This window comes from Halomonas sp. KHS3 (assembly GCF_000830495.1).
Lineage (GTDB): Bacteria > Pseudomonadota > Gammaproteobacteria > Pseudomonadales > Halomonadaceae > Vreelandella > Vreelandella titanicae.
Map to the genome: position 1 here is coordinate 136,365 of NZ_JWHY01000001.1, position 19,895 is coordinate 156,259.

Consider the following 19,895-nt stretch of genomic DNA (forward strand, 5'->3'; position numbering starts at 1 on the left):
TCTATTTTTCAGATAACCGTTATCAATATAATTCGCTTAACAGATATACCACCCTTTGCTTAGACTTGCTGGCAACATATTTAATCATTTTTATTCTTTTTAAGAATATGACCGATGCGGACTAGCGCCAGCATCGACTAATGGAGAAAACGGCATGAGTAAGTTTGCTCTGGAAGAAGTGCTTAGCGTCCATCACTGGAACGATACCCTGTTCAGCTTCCGCACCACCCGCGAGCGCAGCCTGCGTTTCAAAACCGGTCAGTTCGTGATGATTGGTTTGGAAGTGAACGGCAAGCCGCTGATGCGCGCTTACTCCATTGCCAGCCCCAACTACGAAGACCACCTTGAGTTCTTCAGCATTAAAGTACCCGACGGCCCGCTCACTTCACGCCTTCAGCACCTGAAAGTAGGCGATCAGATCATGGTTAGCCGCAAGCCCACCGGCACACTGGTATGCGATGACCTACTGCCGGGCCGCAACCTCTACATGCTCTCCACCGGTACCGGCTTGGCGCCGTTTATGAGCCTGATCCAGGATCCTGAAGTGTACGAGCGCTTCGAGAAGGTAGTGCTGGTTCACGGTGTGCGGGAAGTTTCTGAATTGGCCTACGCCGACTTTATCACCAAAGAGTTGCCAGCCCATGAATACCTGGGTGAAGACATCGCTGAAAAGCTGGTCTACTACCCCACCGTTACTCGGGAGGAGTTCCACACCATGGGGCGCCTAACCGACCATATCCGTACGGGCAAGCTGTTTGAAGACACCGGCCTGCCGCCCATTGATCCGCGCCAGGATCGCGCGATGATCTGCGGCAGCCCCGCCATGCTGGACGATACCAGCGCGCTACTTGACGAGCTGGGTCTGAATATCTCGCCGCGCATGGGCGAGCCGGGCGACTACGTCATCGAGCGTGCGTTTGTCGAGAAGTGAGACGTAAATAGTGAATCGTAATGAGTGAGTGGTGAAAAGAAAAAAGTTTATAGCCGCCAGAATGATCGCATCACTCATACAAAGCCCCTGGGGAGAGCATCCACAGGGGCTTTGTCTACTCGGCACTACTTACCATTCACACCTTACCCTTCACCGTTAAACCGCGTCTTTGCCCGTTTCGCCAGTACGGATACGAATCACCTGCTCCAGCGGCATCACAAAGATTTTGCCGTCGCCGATTTTACCTGTGTTCGCCACCTGGGTGATGGCATCAATCACCTGCTCGACCATGTCGTCGTCCACGGCGACTTCCAGCTTCACCTTGGGCAGGAAGTCCACCACATACTCAGCACCACGATACAGCTCGGTATGCCCTTTCTGGCGCCCAAAGCCCTTCACTTCCGTCACCGTAATACCCTGAACGCCGATATCGGAGAGCGACTCGCGTACATCGTCGAGCTTAAACGGCTTGATAATCGCTGTGATCAATTTCATTACCATATCCTCTAACTGGGTGGCCATGATGGGGTCGGGTTGAACGGCTGCTAATGTTGCAGCCGTTAACCGCTAACTACCAGCATACACCGCTATCGACAGAGAATAAAAAAGCCTCCCACTAAGGGGAGGCCAGAAGGAGCACGCCTGCTCACTAGGTCAGCATTAAATTATTTCTTAATGCCGCTGTTTATTTCTTAATGCCAAATTCGGGATAGGCTTCGAGACCGCACTCAGCGATATCAACGCCTTCATACTCTTCTTCTTCGCTAACCCGGATGCCCATGATGGCTTTCAGGATGAGCCATACCACCAGGCTGGCCAGGAATACCCAAGCGAAGATACCTACGATACCGATGATCTGGGCACCGAATGATGCGCCGTCATTGTTCAGCGGCACTGCCAGCACGCCCCAGATACCGACAACACCGTGAACCGAGATCGCGCCGACCGGATCATCCAGCTTCACTTTATCGAGGGTGACGATGGCTGCGACCACGATGATGCCGCCAATCGCGCCGATAATGGTAGCGCTCAGTGCGGTCGGAGAGAGCGGATCGGCGGTGATGGCCACCAGGCCAGCCAGGGCACCGTTCAATGCCATGGTCAGGTCAGCTTTGCGGAACCACAGTTTGGCCAGGATCAGTGCCGCAATCACACCACCTGCCGCTGCTGCATTCGTGTTTACAAACACCTGTGCCACGTTGTTAGCAGAATCGACAGCCGCAAGTTTAAGCTCGGAACCGCCATTGAAACCGAACCAGCCCATCCACAGAATGAAGGTACCCAGCGTTGCCAGCGGCATGTTGGCACCGGGAATAGCGTGGATAGAACCGTCTTTACCGTATTTACCTTTACGTGGGCCTAGCACGATCACACCCGCTAACGCAGCCGCCGCACCGGCAAGGTGCACAATGCCGGAACCCGCATAGTCAGAGTAGCCCACTTCAGACAACCAGCCGCCACCCCAAGTCCAGTAGCCAGACACCGGATAGATAAACGCGGTCATTACCACAGCAAAGGCCAGGAATGCCCACAGTTTCATACGCTCAGCGACGGCACCCGACACAATTGACATGGCGGTTGCCACGAACACGACTTGGAAGAAGAAGTCAGAACGCATGGAGTAGTAGGGCGCGTCATCGCCGCCTGCGGTAACCGCATCCACACTGTTTTCAGCGCCAATCAAGAAGCCCAGATTGGGCAGGAAGCCGCCAGCGCTGCTGGAGTACATGATGTAGTAGCCCACCAGCAGATACATGGTGCAGGCAATGGCAAACAGCGCGATATTCTTGGTCAGGATCTCAGCGGTGTTTTTGGAGCGTACTAAGCCCGCCTCTAACATGGAGAAGCCTGCCGCCATCCACATGACGAGCACACCGCAAATTAGAAAGTAGAACGTATCGAGCGCGTAGCTCAGATCAGTCAACTCATTCATTGTAAGTTCCCCGTTGAACTATAGAAATGATCCGAAAAAGCAGCGTTAAACGGCGTCTGCACCGCGCTCGCCTGTCCGAATCCGAATAACGTCTTCAAGCGGTGTCACAAACACCTTGCCGTCACCGATCTTGCCGCTGTTAGCCGCACTACAGATTGCATCCAATACGCTCTCCAAACGGGCGTCGTCTACGGCCACTTCCACTTTTACCTTGGGTAGAAAGTCGACGACGTACTCCGCGCCACGATACAACTCGGTATGCCCTTTCTGACGGCCAAAACCTTTAACTTCAGTGACCGTAATGCCCTGAACGCCGTTGTCGGCCAATGCCTCACGAACGTCGTCGAGCTTAAATGGCTTGATGATAGCGGTGATGAGTTTCATCCCGGATCTCCCCTGCTGGATAAGTCCTGCTAGATTGGTAGCGGCACAGCCGCCAGAATAAGCACCTGAACCGATAATGCGCATACTGTGCCAGCTGACTTTTTTTTCTTACAAGTCAGTTGATTAGCCGCTACCAAAAGTAATCTTCAGGGCTAAATCCGAGCAAAGCCATTGTCATACCACCGCTATTGCACCAAAAAAGAGCGTAAGCAAAAGTAGCCTGCTCTATTTCGATGCACACCCTGAGTTAAGCAGTAAAAGCACGCGATACATGCGAATTCGCCAACTGTTGCGTATCCTTACCGGTAAGCAATATTTAAAGCAGGTTTATCTAGGAGAGAACGATGGCGCCTCAAGACCGTATTAGCCGCTTGGCCCAGCAGATTGGTGACCGTTTACAAAACGCCTCCCAGGCGCCAGAAGATATTCAAAAGGGCGTGCAGCAAGTCGTGCGTGGCGCCTTCGACCGCCTGGAGCTTGTCTCACGGGAAGATTTCGACATTTTAATGGATGTACTGCAGCGCACCCGTTCGCGGGTAGAGGCGTTAGAGCGCCAAGTCGCTAACCTTGAAGCAGCCGTTGATGCCTCCGCGCCAACGACATCCACGCCACTCGAAGCTGAAGCCCCACCGGTCCCAGAGCAGCATGCGCCGGAATCAGATGCAGAAGACGAGAAGAATAAACCCGCTTAACTTTCAAGCTTCATTAGCAGCAATAGGGAAATGGCCTATTGCTGCGCGAACCACAAAATAAATACGAATCACTATCGTTGACTTTGTTTTTCGTGGTGATACTCTCCGCCTTTGATTTTCTTACCGTCTGCGGATTGTTCACTATGCACGCCCTGTCACTATCAAACCTATCTGTTGCAAAGCTGCCTTTTGCAAAGCCTTTTTTTTCGCCGTCGTCTGTTTCAATATCTGGGCTTATTGGCACCGGCCTGTTACTGAGCTTCTCCAATGGCGTTGTCGCCCAAAATACTGCGTCTAGCGCCGACGAGACCATGGTGGTCGTTGGATCGCGCACTCCTAGTCAGATCAGTCAAATTCCCGGTGCTGTATGGGTAATTGACAAAGAGATGCTGCAACAGCAGACCCGCAATGGTGCAGACCTAAAGACAGCATTGGGGCATCTGGTACCGGGGTTGGATCTGGCGCCGCAAGGGCGCACCAATTATGGGCAAAACATGCGAGGCCGGGGCGTGCAGGTACTCATTGACGGCGTATCGCTGAACAGTTCCCGTGGGCTTTCCCGTCAGTTCGATGCCATCGATCCCTTCAATATTGAGCGTGTGGAAGTACTTTCCGGCGCCAGCAGCCTATATGGCGGCGGTGCGACGGGGGGCTTGATCAACATCATCACGCGCAAAGGCGAGGAAGGATTGAATTGGCGCACGGAAGCGGGCATTACCACCGGCTTCAACAACAGCGATGACATAGATCGACGCCTCGCACAATCCATCAGCGGTGGTAACGAGCGGGTTCAAGGCTATCTGGGTACCGCCATTGGCGACAACGGCCGCCACTATGACGGCAGCGGCCAGGAAATCTTTCCCGATATCGCCCAGACCGACCTACAGGATAATCGCAGCATTGATGTATTGGGCAACCTCTCTTTCCGCTTGACCGATGAACAGAGTCTGGAACTGGGTGCCCAGCTGTACCGTTCAGGCTATGAAGGTGACCGGGGTGTTTACTTTCCCAACCTCGACGCTGCCACGCCCAACTTGAACGATGCCGAAATTCGCGATGGCTACCGTTCACAGCGCGATCCGGAAACCGACCGTAAGCTCGTCAACGTCAACTATCACCACGCCAACCTGTGGGGGCAAAACTTCTACCTGCAGGCGTTCCACCGGGAGGAGGAGTCCAGCTTCCAGGCATTTCCCTACCCAGTCTCCAACGGCCTGCAATTTCGCGCCTCGCAACAAAACACCGATTTAAGCGGCATCAAAGCGCTGTTTGAATCGCGCCTGGGTGATGACGTTTCGCTAACCTACGGCCTTGATCTGGATCGGGAAACCTTCGATGCCAGCCAGATGCTGTTCGATACCGACATATCGGATGCTTCCGGCGGCCTGGTTCAGCAGGCATCGGGGGTTGAGCCCCGCTACCCCGGTTATCAAGTGGACGGGCTTTCAGGCTTCCTCCAGGGCGATTGGCAGGCCACCCAGGCGCTCAAGCTCTCCGCAGGGTTGCGGCAGCAGCATATGGACGTCGAAGTGGATGAATTCCAGGGGATTCCTGGCGGCAAGAATGACTACGAAGCAACGCTCTTCAATGCCAGCGCTCTTTACGACTACCGCAACGGTCACCAGAACTGGCTGCAATTTAGCCAGGGCTTCGAACTGCCAGATCCTGCCAAATATTACGGCAAGAGCCCCGACGTAAGTGTCGATAACAACCCGTTATCTGCCATCGAGACGGATCAGATAGAGCTAGGCTGGCGCTACCAGGGTGGCAACTGGACGACCCAAACAGCGCTTTACTACGCCTGGTCGGACAAAGCGGTAGAGAACGCCGAGGATTTAAGCGTCAGCGTCGTCGATGAGAAGAAACGCGACTTCGGCCTGGAAAGCGCCGTGACCCGTTACTTTGATAATGGCCTGGAGGCAGGGGGCACTCTGCACCTGGTGCGTTCCGAGCAGGAGAACGACCAAGGGGAGTGGGAGAAGCGTGACGCCCGCTATGCATCGCTCTCTTCCGCCACTGCCTTTATTGGCTGGACGGACTATGTACGTTCGGCTCGCTTGCAGGCCAACCACAACTTCGACCTGAAAGACGATGCCGACCGCGAGATCGATGGCAATACCACCCTCGACTTATCGCTCAGCCAGGAAACCGATTTTGGCACCTTAAGCCTGGGAGTGCAGAACCTGCTGGATGATCAGTACTCCACCGTCTGGGGTCAGCGAGCCGCCATGTTCTATTCGCCCTACTACGGCCCAGAGTACCTCTACGACTACCAGGGCCGCGGGCGTACTTACACCCTGAACTGGTCGATGGAGTACTGAGTGCTGGTTCGCTACTCGCTGACAACCGCTCAAGGGTGAGGTAACGGGGATGGCCACACTCGGCTCAATAACGCCATCTTGCGTACCACTAACCACCCATGACCTGCTGGCTATTGGTCAGCGCTTCGGGATCGACTACCGCTTTCCCGAAGCGCCTGACCGCTCCCAGCCAGCGCCTTGTGTTGCCCATGGGCGGGTGATGGACGTCGAGGTAGACCCCACACTGCGGGTGACACACTCTGATCTTGATGTCCTGCACGCTTACGCCTCCACTTCCCGGCGTGCCGCGCCGTGGTTTCTCAGCGTGATACTCGAGGGCCATATCCAAGTCGGCCTAGGGCACCAGTCGTTTCAGTTGCAGGCCGGCGACGCCTTCAGTGCCCATTTCAACGAGCAGACCGGACTTGAGGTCTTCCAGCCCGCGCCACAACGATTGCGCATTCTCAACGTATCGATTCTGGCTTGCACAGAGCCTCTCTCTTTCTCGCCCATTAACTGTTCGCCTATCAATGTTGCCCCTCCGGCAACGCCCGTACTGCATACTTGGCAGGTGCCGCAGTTCCTTATTCATAGCCTGGAGGCAGCACTGGCTTCGAACTGGTCAGTAGAGCGGCAGCGCCTGCTATGGCAGGGGCTCGCGCTCCAGTTGTTAGCTCATGGGCTGCCTGCCGCCTCCCTTGAGTCCAGCGACGAAGAAAAGGCAGTCAGCCTGCCACCGGGTTTAACCCAGCGCGACCACCAGCGCCTGGAGCACTTGCGTCAGCAGCTCGAACACTCCCCCAACCAGGATTATCGGCTTGAGCAGTTGGCCCGCAATGCCGCGATGAGCCCGAGCAGCCTACGCACCAAGTTTCACCGCTGTTACGGCTGCTCGATATTCGACTACCTACGACGTTGTCGCCTGACCCAAGCTCAAGCGTACTTACGCAAAGGTTATAGCGTGCAGCAAACCGCTCACGCCTGTGGCTACCGCCACGCCACCAATTTTGCCACCGCCTTTAAGCGCGCTTTTGGCATTGCGCCCCATGAAGTACACCATCGCCATTAAAGCCGCAGGGTTGTTTTTGGAGCGCTAAGTTCCTCTGTTGGACGTTTTTTGGCAGTACGCATACTCCCTTTGTCATTGCGCATACCTTTCAGTAGCCATTAAGCGCAATAATTCTCATTAACACATTGGTTAATTGATGCTTATTGCAGGTGCCTCCATGCTCATCCCCCATCACCGTTTTCTACGCTCTCCGCTTAGCGTCGCCGTTCTCTCGGCACTGGCTGTTTCCCCGGTATACGCTCAAGAAAGCACCGAGTTAGCCACCGTCACGGTGACTGCCCAGCAGGCTGCCACCAAAGTGGAAACGCCGACGATCGAAATACCCCAGAGCGTTTCCACGATCACCCGCGAACAGATGGATAACCGCGGCGTAAGTACCGTGCAGCGCGCCACCGACTACACGCCAGGTGTTTACAGCAATCAGGTAGGCGCCTCCAATCGCTTCGACTACCTGGTACTGCGCGGTTTTTCTGACGGCAGCTTGAGCAATACCTTCCTGGATGGCCTGAAAGTAATGGGGGATGCCAACTCCCATAGCAGTATGCGCATTGACCCATGGTTTCTGGAAAGCATTGAAGTGGTGCGCGGGCCCGCCTCGGTACTCTATGGACGCGCCTCCCCTGGCGGGGTAGTCGCCCTGAACAGCAAGCGGCCAGAATTTGAACAGGGCGGTGAGCTGCGTTTTCGAGTGGGTAATAATAACCAGCGCAGCGCCGCTTTTGACCTCACCGGCCCTATTGGCGAAGAGCAGCGGGTGGCCTTTCGCCTGACCGGGATTGCCAGCGCCGCGGATACCCAGTTTGGCCCGGCAGAAGAGGAGCGCTATGCCATTGCGCCCCGGCTCACCTGGGATATCACCGATGACACCAGCCTCACCGTAGAAGCCTACCTACAGGATGAACCCGAAGGCGGCTACCACTCCGGCGTACCCTATGAGGGGGCCGTGGTCGCCCATAATGGCCACAAGATCAGCAACAACTTCTTTGATGGTGAAGAGGATTACGACACCTACGAGCGAACCCAACGCATGTTCGGCTACGCCCTGGAACACCGCTTCAACGACCAGGTGACCGGCCGTCAATTGATGCGCTATCTCAATTCCGACGTAGTGCTCAATCAGGTCTACGGCTTTGGTTGGACGTCACCGACGTCTAATGAACTCACCCGCTACTACTCCGGCAGCAATGAATCTCTGGAAGCCTGGACACTCGATAACCAGCTTGAAGCCACACTCAGCAGCGGCTTTATGGATCACACGCTGCTGTTTGGAGTGGATTACCAGCAGCGGGAAAACGACGTGTCATGGCCCACTGGGTATTTCCCGCCGCTCAATGCGTTTGACCCGGTTTATGGCAGCGACCCCATCGAGTTTTACGCCCCGGTGCGCGAACGCCATGAGATCGACCAGACCGGGGTTTACCTGCAAGACCAGATAGCCCTCGATAACTGGCGCTTCACCCTGGGTGGCCGCTACGACTGGGTCAATATCGACAATGCCAACCGCGATAGCGGTGATACCAGCTCCCTTAGCGATACCCAGTTCAGTGGCCGCGCCGGGGTGGTCTACCTGTTCGATAACGGCGTAGCGCCCTACCTGAGCTACTCTACCGCCTTCACCCCCACCAGTTTCGTGGATGAGAGTGGCGATCTGCTCCAGCCCATGGAAGGCGAACAGTGGGAAACCGGCGTTAAATACCAGCCTAACAGTAGCCAAAACCAATACAGCGCGGCGCTGTTCCATATCGGTCAGGAGAACGTCGCCACCAAAGAGCAGCCCACCGACCCATACCGAGCCGTAGGGGAGATCGAATCCCAAGGGCTGGAGCTGGAAGCGCAAACCCAGCTAACGGATACCCTCTCGGTTCAGGCAGGCTATAGCTTCACCGACATCACCTACGCCAAAAGCGACGACGGTAACCAGGGCAACAACGCCATTTACTCCCCCCGCCACCAAGTACAGCTCTGGGGCCGCTACGAGGCCAACAAGGGCTGGCTAAACGGCGTGGATATGGGTGTCGGCGTGCGTCACTACGCGGATATCGCCGCTGACCGGGCCAATACCGAAACCGTGCCCGACTACACTCTGGTGGATGCCACCATTGGCTACGACCTCAGCCAACTCGGCGTAGAAGGGGTCGAAACACGTTTAAACGTGAACAATTTATTGGATAAAGAGTACGTGGCCTCCTGCAACTCCCTGGAGTACTGCTACTTCGGTGCCGAGCGCGGCGTCACCGCCAGTGTTCACTACCGTTTCTAAACGCTCGTGCTAGGCGACGGCTCAAGCCCTTGTCTAAGCATTATTAACTTATTGTAACCTAACCTGCCCAGGCCACTGTGCCTGGGCTTTTTTTCTTGAATGCAGGTTTGCAAACAATAAATATTATCGTTTAAATACAGCTCTTATTTTCTGGATGGCCTCTCACCACCATGTGCCACACCAACCTGTTCTCATTGCTCGCGCGCTGCGGGCTGTTCGCCGTTTGTATGCTGAGCGTTTCTACTGCCCAGGCGCAGTGGGCCACGGTGGACTGGACGATTGCCGAAACCTTGCTGGCGATTGATGCGCCGGTTAGCAGCGTGGCTCAGCAAAGCGATTATCAGGAGTGGGTGGGCGAGCCCCATATACCCGACAGTGTCACCGATATGGGGCTACGTACCCAGCCCAATATGGAACTGCTGGCTCAAGTGCCACCAGAACAGACGCTGATCTCGCCCATGTTTGCCGGTTTGACACCGCGCCTGGAGCGCATCGCCCCGGTCACTTCATTCTCGCTCTACTCCCCCGGCACCGATACCTGGCAGGAAATGCAAACCCTGACCCGTCAGCTGGGCGAGTTAACCGAGCGCCAGCCCCAGGCCGAGCAGCTTATTGAAGAAACCCAGGCCTTGATGACCAGGCTGCGCGAATCCCGGCCCCTCTCACAGTCAGAAATCGCGCCGCTACTGATGGTGCAGTTTATGGATGCCCGCCACGTGCGGGTGTTTGGGGAAAACAGCTTGTACAACGCCGTTCTGGAGCAGCTCGACCTCCCCAATGCCTGGGATCAATCCACAAATGCCTGGGGATTTGCGCTGGTAGGGATTGAAGCGCTGGCGCGCTACCCCGAGGCAACGTTGGTGATCATCGACCCGCTGCCCACAGGAGTCGAAGAGAAGCTTGCAAAAAGCGGCCTGTGGCAGCAGCTCCCCAGTGTCAGGCACAACAGGATAGTTCACCTGCCGCCGGTATGGAGCTTCGGCGCACTTCCCTCCGCCCAGCGCTTTGCCCGGAAGCTGACTACGGCGCTAGAGGCTGCGCCAGCGGATTTAGCGTTTTAGCCCGCGGATACCTCGATCACATCAAATTGAAAAAGGCACCATTTTGACGTACATTTATTCTAGATGAACCACATCAGGAATCCGTCATGAACGTAGCCACCGATGCCAAACAAGAGCGTATTAATCTCCGGTTGAAACATAGCGCCAAAATGGCGCTTGAACGCGCGGCAAGCTTCGAAGGGAAAACCGTCAGCAATTTCATTCTGACCAGCGCGTTAGCGCATGCCGAAAAAACCATTCATGCGCATGAAGCCATGAGTCTAAACAGCCAAGACGCTGAAGCCTTTTTCCATGCGTTGGATAAGCCGGTTAGCTTTAACAAAAAACTGGCAGCCGCTTTCGAGGAGCATGACCGGCGTGTCACTAGCCAATGACCGATGATACAAACCTGGTCATACGACCACTGAACAGCGATCACTACAGGCCAGGGTTTCACTGCGGCGTACCCTCACTGGATAACTATATTCAAAAACAGGCGCGCCTTGATGTGAAGCGTCGTGTCAGTCGGGTATTTGTGGCAACAATGGTGGAGCAGCCAACAAGCATTGTGGGCTATTACACGCTCTCCACGCTGTCGATTGAACTCGGGCAATTGCCCCAAGACCTCGCTCGTAAACTCCCGCGGCACCCTATCCCAGCAGCCCTGCTCGGCAGGTTAGCGGTTAATAAAGGCGCCCAGACCCACGGGGTGGGAAAAATGTTGCTGGTCGATGCCATTAAGCGAACGCTGGCTGTCAGCGATGAGATCGCCATTTACGCCATGGTAGTCGACGCTATTGATGAGCGAGCACAGCGCTTTTATGAACAGTTTGGTTTCTCGCTTCTCAGTTCAGACAGCCAACGCCTATTCCTTCCGCTTAAATCCATCTGAATGTATTGCCTCAGAATTTATTAGTAGTAGCCAAATCGTCTTAGCGTATGTTTTCCTTCCATTAAACTTCCTCTCCGACAAAACCTATTTGCCAGCCTATACTTAGCCACTAGAACCTAACTTAGCGCGTGAAGCGATAATGTGACTGCGTAGGATGGAGCTGGCCTCTTCGCTCAAACCATTTACAAACGCACGAACGATTGCCTCGTGATCATCTAACCAGCGGTTAGTTTCTGATGATAAATCTTCATAATTGCTAGCATACAAGGCACAGCTAGTCCGCAACTCCTCGACAATGGCTAGCTGACGCGGTCTACGCGCAGGTAAGTAAAGCGCTCTGTGAAATTGCCAATCTCCTGTTTGCCATCCCGGGCGTCCCGCTTCCAGGGATGACTTTTTGAGTGCATAGCTAACTTCCGTGTGATCACTGTTATTTGCTAGATAGATAGCGCGCTCAAGAAGGTCGCACTCAAGTGTAACCCTAAGGTCATAGATCTCATCTAGCTCTTCGGACGTTAAAGAGATGACACGGGCTCCCTTTCCTGGAATGACATGGACTAACTTCTCCGTGGCAAGAGCCTGTAAAGCATCTCTCACAGGTATACGACTGACCTCATATTTAGCGGCAAGCGCAGCCTGATGCAGCATCGATCCAGGGGCATACCGTCCTTCTAAAATTTCCATTCGAATTTTTTCGACAAGACCCATTGTCATTCCCTTCAACGCAAGTGTATACATGTATACATACTATCAAAACCAAGAGACAAAACCATGGGTCATGAATATTCTTCACATGTTGTTTGGACTGGAAGTCGTGGGAACGGTACGACTGGCTACCACGATTTTGATCGGACTTGGGATATTTCCATAGCTGGTAAGTCTGTCATTCACTGTTCTAATGACCCACTTCTAGGTGGTGATCCAACAAAGATGAATCCAGAAGACCTTTTGCTATCAGCATTGTCTGCCTGCCATATGCTCTGGTATCTGCATTATGCGTCCGATGAAGGCATCGTGGTTACATCTTATGCAGATGACCCTGTCGGGCTAGGAAAGGTCGGACGAGGAGGAGCAGGGCGTTTTTCATCCGCTACTTTGCGTCCTCAAATAACGGTGAAGACAGGGACTGATTTACAAGCTGCAGAAGCTATCCACCACCGGATACATGAGGTTTGCTTTATTGCACGATCAATAAATTTTCCTGTGAACTACGAGCCCACCTTCACTACAGAGGGAAGCTAATTAATAGCATTTCCACGACTGGATGATGCTTGTATCAACCGTTCTACTCTGCTCGTCTACGCGTTGGCCTAATTGACGACGGGATCTTTACAGCCGTTTCACCTTCGCGGCGAGCATTTCGGTTTTTTCCCAAAACATCGGATGGGCATAGATTGTCCATCCATTCACCGCTAGAGATTTCATTCGTCATCATTCTCTTCCAGCACCTCTTCGAGGTCTGCCTCCATGCCTGCGATGAGACATTCGACCTCGACAAAACTACCTGCGGTAACAGGACAAATGCTCTCTGGATACACCAGAAGATCGCGCTCTAAAAAGTTAAGAAAATTAACCATCACAGGACCATGTTTAGTCTCATTACTGGCACGGGAAAACACCACTTCACCATTCGAGCGGACGGAATAGTGGATACGGTCTCGCCGTTTCAGCTTTAGCGCCCGGCGAATCGATGCTGGAACAGTCGTTTGATAGCGATCCGTCAGAGTAGAGTGATCTGCAATGGGAGTGCTCATCATCGCTCTCCGCTTAGTGGCAATGCAAAAGTGATGCGCGATAATTTAAGGCAGCCGCATTACCTCGACAAGCTGCCCAACTATTTTAAACCGGCCACTTAAGCGCTACCAAAGCGTTCTTCATTACGATAGGTTAAGCACTTAAGATAAAGTAGAGTTCGCTTACATTGGGTTTAGGGCTTTTAGCAAACAACAGCGAGGGAGTGCAATGACGCTAGCCATTGTAGCCACGCGGGCAGGCGTAGGTTTAGATGCACCGGCGGTGCATGTTGAGGTGCATCTGGCTAACGGCTTGCCGGGTCTAACGCTAGTGGGCTTGCCGGAAACGACGGTAAAAGAGAGCCGCGAACGGGTGCGCAGTGCACTGGTTAATGCGGGTTTTGATTTTCCCAACACTCGCCGTATTACCTTAAACCTCGCCCCCGCTGATCTTCCCAAAGAGGGTGGCCGTTTTGATCTGCCCATTGCCCTAGGTATCCTCGCCGCCTCCGGGCAAATTCCCGTGGAAGCGCTGGAAGGTATGGAGTGCGCTGGTGAGCTGGCCCTGGATGGCAAACTGCGCGCGGTGCCGGGCATACTGCCCTTTGCCCTGGCCACCCGGCGGGCAAAAAAAGCACTGATCATTCCCCGCGACTGCGCCGATGAGGCCGCCCTAGCAGGCGATTTGCCGGTGCTGCCTGCCGATACTCTCTGGCAGGTAGTAGCTCACCTACTCGACCAAGAGAAGATCTCCCCACACAAACTCAGCGCTTCGGTGAAAACCACCGCCCCGGTGGATGACCTCGCCGATGTGCGCGGCCAGCAGCAGGCGCGCCGGGCGCTGGAAGTCGCTGCGGCCGGGGGGCATAACCTGTTGTTTGCAGGCCCTCCTGGCACCGGTAAAACCATGCTGGCCAGCCGCCTGCCGGGCATTCTGCCGCCGCTTTCCGAGGAGAATGCCTTGGAAGTCGCTGCCGTGCGTTCGGTTTGCGGGCTACCGCTGGAAGCAGACTGGGGCAAAAGGCCATTTCGACAACCCCATCACAGTGCCAGCGGCGCCGCCCTGGTAGGTGGCGGCTCAAAACCCAAACCCGGTGAGATTTCGCTGGCCCACCACGGCGTGCTGTTCTTGGATGAGCTGCCGGAGTTTTCCCGCCATGTGCTAGAGGTACTTCGGCAACCGCTGGAAACCGGCGAGATTCATCTCGCACGCGCCAGTCATGAACGTCGCTACCCTGCTCAATTTCAGTTAGTAGCCGCAATGAATCCCTGCCCCTGCGGCCACTTGGGCGACCCACGCCAGCGCTGTCAGTGTACCGCCAGCCAAATCCAGCGTTATCAAGCACGGCTTTCCGGGCCATTGCTAGACCGTATCGATCTGCAAGTGGAAGTGCCCGCGCTGCCGCCAGAGCAGCTCACCGCACAAACCCAAGGCGAGTCGTCAGAAGCCGTGCGCGAGCGGGTGATGGCCGCCCGAGAACGCCAAATGGCCCGTGGCGCGCTGAATAGCCAGCTAAGCGGCAAAGCCCTGGAAGCCGCCTGCGCGCTTAACGATGAAGAGCGCGCTTGGCTTGCGGGCGTGCTGGAAAAGCTCAAGCTCTCCGCCCGCGCCTATCACCGCGTACTACGTGTAGCCCTGACCCTTGCCGACCTTCAGGGCGAACCCAAACCCACCCAGCCGCATCTAATTGAGGCGATTGGATACCGACAGCTGGATCGGATGCTAAAAGGGACTTAGCATTGAAATAGTCGATTACCACTCATAAAGGGAGGTGACAAAATGGCAAAACTTCCTAATATCCATCCCGGTGAAATTTTGTACGAAGATTTCATGCAGCCAATGGCGCTGAGTAAAAATGCGCTGGCTAAGCAGATGGGCGTCCCAGCGACCCGCATTGGTGAAATCACCTTGGGCCGCCGAGCGATTACGGCAGATACTGACTTACGTCTAGCCAAGGTCTTCGGCACGAGCGAAGGTTACTGGCTTCGTTTGCAGAACGCCTACGACCTGGAAGAAGCCCGCCGTCACCAAGTGGCATGACCAGCTCTCTCATTTAACGACTCAAACACCCGTACTTACATTGAGGCCATTGGATACCGCCAGCTGGATCGGATGCTAAAGGGGGGCGTAAGCCCCCGAAAGCCGGACGGTTAGTGGGTGGCGGCCAGTGAGTCCACTAGGCGCTGACACAGCGCATCCAGCTTCTGCCCCGTGGTTTCATCATGTAACGCGCCACTATCGTTGAAGGCGCTGCCAGCTTTCGCCAGCGACAATGGCTGTGGCAGCACGACCAGCCCCAGATTGGCTAACAGTTGTTGACCAAGCGGTAGCGCACGGATGCCACCTAGCCCACCAGGGGAAGCCGCCACCAGCGCTGCCCACTTACCGGCAAATAACTTGAGCCCCGGCGTATCCTGATAAGGTCGTGACAGCCAGTCCAGTGTGTTTTTCAGCAGCGGCGTGATAAAGCCGTTGTACTCTGGCGAAGCGATCATCACTGCCTGGTGATCCGCCAGAATCTCACGCAGCTTCAGCACATTCTCCGGCACGCCCCGGGCTTCAATATCTTCATCAAACAGTGGGCAGGGATAATCTTTTAAATCGATAAAGGTTGCTTCCCCGCCAAGCGCCTCAATACGCTTGGCGGCCAGCTTGGCTAGCTGCTTGTTCAGTGACGCTTCTCGGGCACTGCCTGCAAAGACCAGTACCTTTTTGACCGATGATCCCATTGCCATTTCCTCTTTGAATAATGTATTTGAAAGCCACACCATTTATTAATATTTACGCCTGTTGAGCAAGACGTATTTTACGACTCAGGGCCAGACTCGACGTGAAACCCTGCTGCCATTAAAACGTCTGCACTTTGTCATTCAACTATCACTATTACGGATGAAAATTAGCAAAAGCTGCACCTGCCCTAATTTTTCCTCCGAAATGGTGAAATAGTGATGACAAAGCCGTTACTAGCGACTGCTCTACTCGCCTTTGCGTTTACCAGTGCGGCACACGCCCAGCAGAGTTTTCCCGCCACATTGTCCGGCCATGCCCAGCTACCCGGCAGCACCTTTGTGGCAGCTCCTTCCGGTGCCGCTGAGCACTATAACGTCTCAGGCCGTTTTACTGGCCAAGAGGGCCGCGTTGAGCAGTTGTATACGAACATGCAAGCCACCGGCTTAGCGCTACCCTTCCCCAGCCAGCCCCTGCAGGGTTTTTCAGGTATTCGCTCACTTGGCAATGACCGTTTCCTGGTGTTGACCGATAACGGCTTTGGCTCCAAGGCGAACTCCTCCGACGTCATTCTGATGTTTAACATCATAAAGACCGACTGGGACACTGGGCGTGTCATCATCGAGGAAACCGTTCAACTCTCGGATCCAAACCGCAAGGTGCCCTTCCCGATTATGAATGAAGCCACTCCTGGTCGTTTTTTAACCGGGGCTGATTTCGATATTGAATCGATACAGCCGGTGGGCGATAGCTACTGGATTGGCGATGAGTTTGGCCCGTGGATTATCCAGGTGGATAATCAGGGCGAAGTTCTGCAAGTGCTGGCCACCAATCCTGGTGGGACGCTGATGCGCTCCCCCGACAATGCCTTTGCCCTCACCCCGAACCCTGGCGCGCCTCTCGCTGATGATGTGAGGGTGTTTCGCTCCGGTGGTTATGAGGGCATGGCGCTCTCCGAAGACCAAACAACCCTCTACCCCTTACTGGAAAAGCCCATCTGGGATAGCAACGCCAACGCCCCGGAAACGATTGATGGCACCCCCGTATTAAGAATGTTCGAGCTCAACACTAAAACCGGCGAATGGGGCGACACAACCCGCTACTACCCCTTGGAATCAGCGGATCACGCCATCGGCGATTTCAACCTCATTGGCGGAACTCGCGGCTTGATCATCGAGCGTGATAGCCGCCAGGGCGACCCGCGAGAAGAGTGGGCAGACAACCCTGCCGAGTTCAAACGCATCTATCTCGTCGATCTCGAACGTACGGACGAGCAGGGTGTGCTTGAGAAAATCGCCTATATCGACTTGATGGACATCCAGGATCCAGAGGGCCTTGCACCGCGCGGCACGATCAACGGCACCTTTAACTTTCCCTTTGTGACCATTGAAAACGTGGATCGTGTCGATGAGAGCACCATCGTGGTCGCCAATGACAACAACTACCCTTTCTCGATTGGCCGCCAGCAAGGCCGCGCCGATGATAATGAGCTAATACTGCTCGATGTAGAGGACTTCCTGAACGCCCAGTAATGTGAGCAAGCGTGGGGCCGGGGCGCTCAATTATGACCCTAGCCTCACGTTAAAACGTCAGCAATCTCTCGACAAATTCAGCCAATATGCTGGCGGACTTCCTGTAACTGGAGACGCAGGCTTTCTATCGGTTGCGCACCATTAATCAGCCATCTGTCTTCAACAATCAATGTCGGCACCGACTGAACTCCCAACTTGGACGCGAGGTGGTGATCCTTTTTCACCGCCTGCTGAGTTGTTTCCGAGAGCACGTCTAGATCATAACGAACCATGTCGAGCCCGATTTCTTCAGCCAGTGATCGCAGCACCTGGCTATCACCGATATTGCGGCTCTCCGTCAGGTGCGCGTACTGAACACGATCAAACATACGCCAGTGCCCTTGTTGACCTGCCTGCATTTCAGCCGCCTTACACGCCAGCGCGCCAGGCATCCCGTGAGGATACTCGAAGGTTTGGGCACGCATACCATCAATGTTGATACGCGGGGTATCCTCTGCGGCAACGCATTTTTCCCAATGACCGAGAATTGTTTCTTTGGCATCACCCATAGAGCCGAAGGCTTCTAGCATGGCTTTTCTACTTGCTTGAAGCGTAAAGCACTGGTGATGCACATCCAGGTTCAACTGCTTGGCAAGCGAGTGCAGCCGGGGAGAGAGAAGGTAACACCAACCGCAAACAACATCGTGCACAAACACCACCTTTAATGGATGCATGTCTCACCTCCCCCTCTAATCGTTGTGTGAACTGAGCGAACGCGCAATGGATGCCACGTGCTGACCCTGAAATTCAGCAATGCGCAGCTCTACCGCCGACGGCTGCCGCGAGCCATCTGTCGCCGCCAAGGTTGATGCGCCATAGGGTGTGCCTCCGCTGATCTCGTCCATCGTCGTAAGGTCGGGACAAGAATAAGGTACCCCCACGATGACCATGCCGTGGTGTAACAAGGTGGTATGGAAGGACAATAGGGTGCTCTCTTGACCTCCATGCTGACTCGCGGTGGAAGTGAATGCTGCACCAACTTTGCCGATAAGCGCCCCCTTAGCCCAGAGTCCACCGGTTTGATCTAAGAAATTGCGCATCTGGGAGGCCATATTGCCAAAGCGAGTGGGCGTGCCGAAAATAATGGCATCGTAATCAGCCAGTTCACTCGGCTCGGCGATAGGCGCAGACTGATCCAATTTAGCCCCCGCCTTGAGGGCGACCTCTTCTGGCATCAGTTCTGGCACGCGTTTGATGGTCACTTCAGTGCCAGGGATGCTGGCCGCGCCTTTCGCTACAGCGTCAGCCATCGTCTCGATATGGCCATAGGTTGAATAATAAAGGACTAGTACCCGGGTCATCGTGATTCTCCATGCGTTGCTATTCGAATACGTTCTGAGTAGGCGATCTCGTCGATGCCATGAATCCCAGGATAAGCTTTGTTTAAATAGAGATAATCAGTAGTATTCGAAAATGATATTTTCCTTACTGGAAACAATGCATGGATAAGCTGACGGCAATGCGCACCTTTCGGCGAGTCGTAGAGCTGCAGAGCTTTTCTGCGGCCGCGAACGACCAGCGGCTCTCCAACGGCGCTGTGAGTAAACAGGTAGCGGAACTGGAGGCCAGCCTTGGGGTAACGCTGTTGACGCGTACCACCCGGCGGCTGAGCCTTACCGATGCGGGGCGGGCGTACTACGAACGCTGCGCCTGCATCCTCGACGACATTGAAGAAACCGAGCTAGCGTTGGGAGTTCACCAAGCAATCCCGCGGGGATCTCTTAAGATCAACTGCCCCATGTCGCTGGGGCTTTTGCATATCGCGCCTTTGATCCCCGTATTTGCCGAGCGCTACCCGGAAATCAACATCGAACTGGTTATGAATGACCGCCGCGTAGCGTTGGTGGAGGAAGGATTCGACGTCGCCTTACGTGCCGGTGACCCACTGGAAGATTCATCACTGATCGCACGCCGACTACAAAGCATTCATCGCGTATTGTGCGCCTCGCCAGGCTATCTCGAGCGATTCGGCGAACCGACAACACCTCAAGCACTTTCTGAGCATAAATGCCTGCTCTACAGCCTGGGCGCCGCACCGGAAGTGTGGAGCCTTGGCTATGCAGGGCAGACTATCGAACAGCGAGTGAAAGCAACCCTGACCGCCAATAGCAGCATCGCCCTGCGAGAAGCGCTGCTTGCGGGCATGGGCATTTCTCTAACCCCGACCTTCGTAGTCAGTGCGGATCTCAAGGCTGGGCGCTTGATTGAAATAATGCCGACATACCGCCCCCCTGAGCAAGGCCTCTATATTCTCTATCCAGCCAGCCGCTACCTCTCGCCAAAGGTACGCTGCTTTGTAGACTTCATGGTAAATCAGCTCGGCGGCACACCGCCCTGGGGGTAAAGCAGGGCTCATTGAGAG

The 19,895-nt window shown here is 54.8% G+C and carries 21 protein-coding genes; 13 read left to right on the forward strand and 8 right to left on the reverse strand.

Annotated features, from left to right (window positions below; genetic code table 11):
* The first annotated feature begins 154 nt into the window (after positions 1–154).
* The gene (locus RO22_RS00620) at positions 155–931 is read left to right on the forward strand and encodes a ferredoxin--NADP reductase (RefSeq protein ID WP_007112363.1); all 777 of its coding nucleotides are present in this window, start codon (positions 155–157) and stop codon (positions 929–931) included.
* Positions 932–1,087: 156 nt separating this feature from the next.
* Here the strand turns inward: RO22_RS00620 and glnK are convergent, their stop codons facing one another.
* The 3 genes from glnK to RO22_RS00635 all read right to left on the reverse strand — a co-directional run bounded on the left by glnK (position 1,088) and on the right by RO22_RS00635 (position 3,248).
* Entirely contained in the window at positions 1,088–1,426 is a 339-nt protein-coding gene (gene glnK, locus RO22_RS00625; RefSeq protein ID WP_027957942.1) for a P-II family nitrogen regulator, read from the reverse strand.
* Between the two features lie 190 nt (positions 1,427–1,616).
* Positions 1,617–2,864 carry an ammonium transporter gene (locus RO22_RS00630; RefSeq protein ID WP_009286189.1) on the reverse strand — a complete coding sequence of 416 codons (1,248 nt, stop codon included), beginning with the start codon at positions 2,862–2,864 and terminating at the stop codon, positions 1,617–1,619.
* A gap of 45 nt (positions 2,865–2,909) precedes the next feature.
* Positions 2,910–3,248 carry a P-II family nitrogen regulator gene (locus RO22_RS00635; RefSeq protein ID WP_007112359.1) on the reverse strand — a complete coding sequence of 113 codons (339 nt, stop codon included), beginning with the start codon at positions 3,246–3,248 and terminating at the stop codon, positions 2,910–2,912.
* A gap of 344 nt (positions 3,249–3,592) precedes the next feature.
* On the opposite strand from RO22_RS00635, the gene RO22_RS00640 reads away from it, so the two are divergent.
* The 7 genes from RO22_RS00640 to RO22_RS00670 all read left to right on the forward strand — a co-directional run bounded on the left by RO22_RS00640 (position 3,593) and on the right by RO22_RS00670 (position 11,501).
* On the forward strand, positions 3,593–3,940 hold the full coding sequence (locus tag RO22_RS00640) for an accessory factor UbiK family protein (protein ID WP_022521302.1): 348 nt from the start codon (positions 3,593–3,595) through the stop codon (positions 3,938–3,940).
* 143 nt (positions 3,941–4,083) lie between these two features.
* A complete protein-coding gene (locus RO22_RS00645) occupies positions 4,084–6,261 on the forward strand; it encodes a TonB-dependent receptor (RefSeq protein WP_235270457.1) in 2,178 nt (725 codons plus the stop codon).
* Between the two features lie 49 nt (positions 6,262–6,310).
* Positions 6,311–7,309, forward strand: coding sequence for a helix-turn-helix transcriptional regulator (locus RO22_RS00650; protein WP_052475469.1), 999 nt, complete (start codon positions 6,311–6,313; stop codon positions 7,307–7,309).
* A gap of 157 nt (positions 7,310–7,466) precedes the next feature.
* On the forward strand, positions 7,467–9,569 hold the full coding sequence (locus tag RO22_RS00655) for a TonB-dependent siderophore receptor (protein ID WP_041157291.1): 2,103 nt from the start codon (positions 7,467–7,469) through the stop codon (positions 9,567–9,569).
* A gap of 170 nt (positions 9,570–9,739) precedes the next feature.
* Positions 9,740–10,630 carry an ABC transporter substrate-binding protein gene (locus RO22_RS00660; protein WP_041157292.1) on the forward strand — a complete coding sequence of 297 codons (891 nt, stop codon included), beginning with the start codon at positions 9,740–9,742 and terminating at the stop codon, positions 10,628–10,630.
* Positions 10,631–10,716: 86 nt separating this feature from the next.
* Positions 10,717–11,004, forward strand: a complete 288-nt coding sequence (locus RO22_RS00665; protein ID WP_027957947.1) for a DUF1778 domain-containing protein — start codon at positions 10,717–10,719, stop codon at positions 11,002–11,004.
* Entirely contained in the window at positions 11,001–11,501 is a 501-nt protein-coding gene (locus RO22_RS00670; RefSeq protein WP_027957948.1) for a GNAT family N-acetyltransferase, read from the forward strand. Before RO22_RS00665 ends, RO22_RS00670 begins: the two co-directional genes overlap by 4 nt.
* 102 nt (positions 11,502–11,603) lie before the next feature.
* Here RO22_RS00670 and RO22_RS00675 read toward each other — a convergent pair whose 3' ends face one another.
* Positions 11,604–12,209, reverse strand: a complete 606-nt coding sequence (locus RO22_RS00675) for a GntR family transcriptional regulator (protein WP_027957949.1) — start codon at positions 12,207–12,209, stop codon at positions 11,604–11,606.
* 63 nt (positions 12,210–12,272) lie between these two features.
* Between RO22_RS00675 and RO22_RS23980 the strand changes: the two genes are divergently transcribed.
* Positions 12,273–12,743: an OsmC family protein gene (locus tag RO22_RS23980; RefSeq protein ID WP_081742675.1), complete on the forward strand. Its 471-nt coding sequence runs from the start codon at positions 12,273–12,275 to the stop codon at positions 12,741–12,743.
* Positions 12,744–12,922: 179 nt separating this feature from the next.
* Here RO22_RS23980 and RO22_RS00680 read toward each other — a convergent pair whose 3' ends face one another.
* On the reverse strand, positions 12,923–13,255 hold the full coding sequence (locus RO22_RS00680) for a type II toxin-antitoxin system PrlF family antitoxin (protein WP_027957950.1): 333 nt from the start codon (positions 13,253–13,255) through the stop codon (positions 12,923–12,925).
* 166 nt (positions 13,256–13,421) lie between these two features.
* On the opposite strand from RO22_RS00680, the gene RO22_RS00685 reads away from it, so the two are divergent.
* Together RO22_RS00685 and RO22_RS00690 are read left to right on the forward strand one after the other, a co-directional pair.
* Positions 13,422–14,972: a YifB family Mg chelatase-like AAA ATPase gene (locus RO22_RS00685; RefSeq protein WP_268747773.1), complete on the forward strand. Its 1,551-nt coding sequence runs from the start codon at positions 13,422–13,424 to the stop codon at positions 14,970–14,972.
* A 42-nt stretch (positions 14,973–15,014) separates the two neighbouring features.
* Positions 15,015–15,275, forward strand: a complete 261-nt coding sequence (locus RO22_RS00690; protein ID WP_041157294.1) for a HigA family addiction module antitoxin — start codon at positions 15,015–15,017, stop codon at positions 15,273–15,275.
* Positions 15,276–15,385: 110 nt separating this feature from the next.
* On the opposite strand, the gene RO22_RS00695 is transcribed toward RO22_RS00690, so the two are convergent.
* Positions 15,386–15,964, reverse strand: coding sequence for an NADPH-dependent FMN reductase (locus tag RO22_RS00695; protein WP_022521278.1), 579 nt, complete (start codon positions 15,962–15,964; stop codon positions 15,386–15,388).
* 219 nt (positions 15,965–16,183) lie between these two features.
* On the opposite strand from RO22_RS00695, the gene RO22_RS00700 reads away from it, so the two are divergent.
* Positions 16,184–17,494: an esterase-like activity of phytase family protein gene (locus RO22_RS00700; RefSeq protein ID WP_027957963.1), complete on the forward strand. Its 1,311-nt coding sequence runs from the start codon at positions 16,184–16,186 to the stop codon at positions 17,492–17,494.
* A 77-nt stretch (positions 17,495–17,571) separates the two neighbouring features.
* On the opposite strand, the gene RO22_RS00705 is transcribed toward RO22_RS00700, so the two are convergent.
* The gene (locus tag RO22_RS00705; protein ID WP_041157295.1) at positions 17,572–18,207 is read right to left on the reverse strand and encodes a DsbA family protein; all 636 of its coding nucleotides are present in this window, start codon (positions 18,205–18,207) and stop codon (positions 17,572–17,574) included.
* A gap of 15 nt (positions 18,208–18,222) precedes the next feature.
* Positions 18,223–18,834: an NAD(P)H:quinone oxidoreductase gene (gene wrbA, locus RO22_RS00710; RefSeq protein ID WP_022521275.1), complete on the reverse strand. Its 612-nt coding sequence runs from the start codon at positions 18,832–18,834 to the stop codon at positions 18,223–18,225.
* Positions 18,835–18,974: 140 nt separating this feature from the next.
* Here wrbA and RO22_RS00715 point away from each other — a divergent pair, with 140 nt between their 5' ends.
* Positions 18,975–19,877: a LysR family transcriptional regulator gene (locus tag RO22_RS00715; protein WP_041157296.1), complete on the forward strand. Its 903-nt coding sequence runs from the start codon at positions 18,975–18,977 to the stop codon at positions 19,875–19,877.
* Positions 19,878–19,895: the final 18 nt, after the last annotated feature.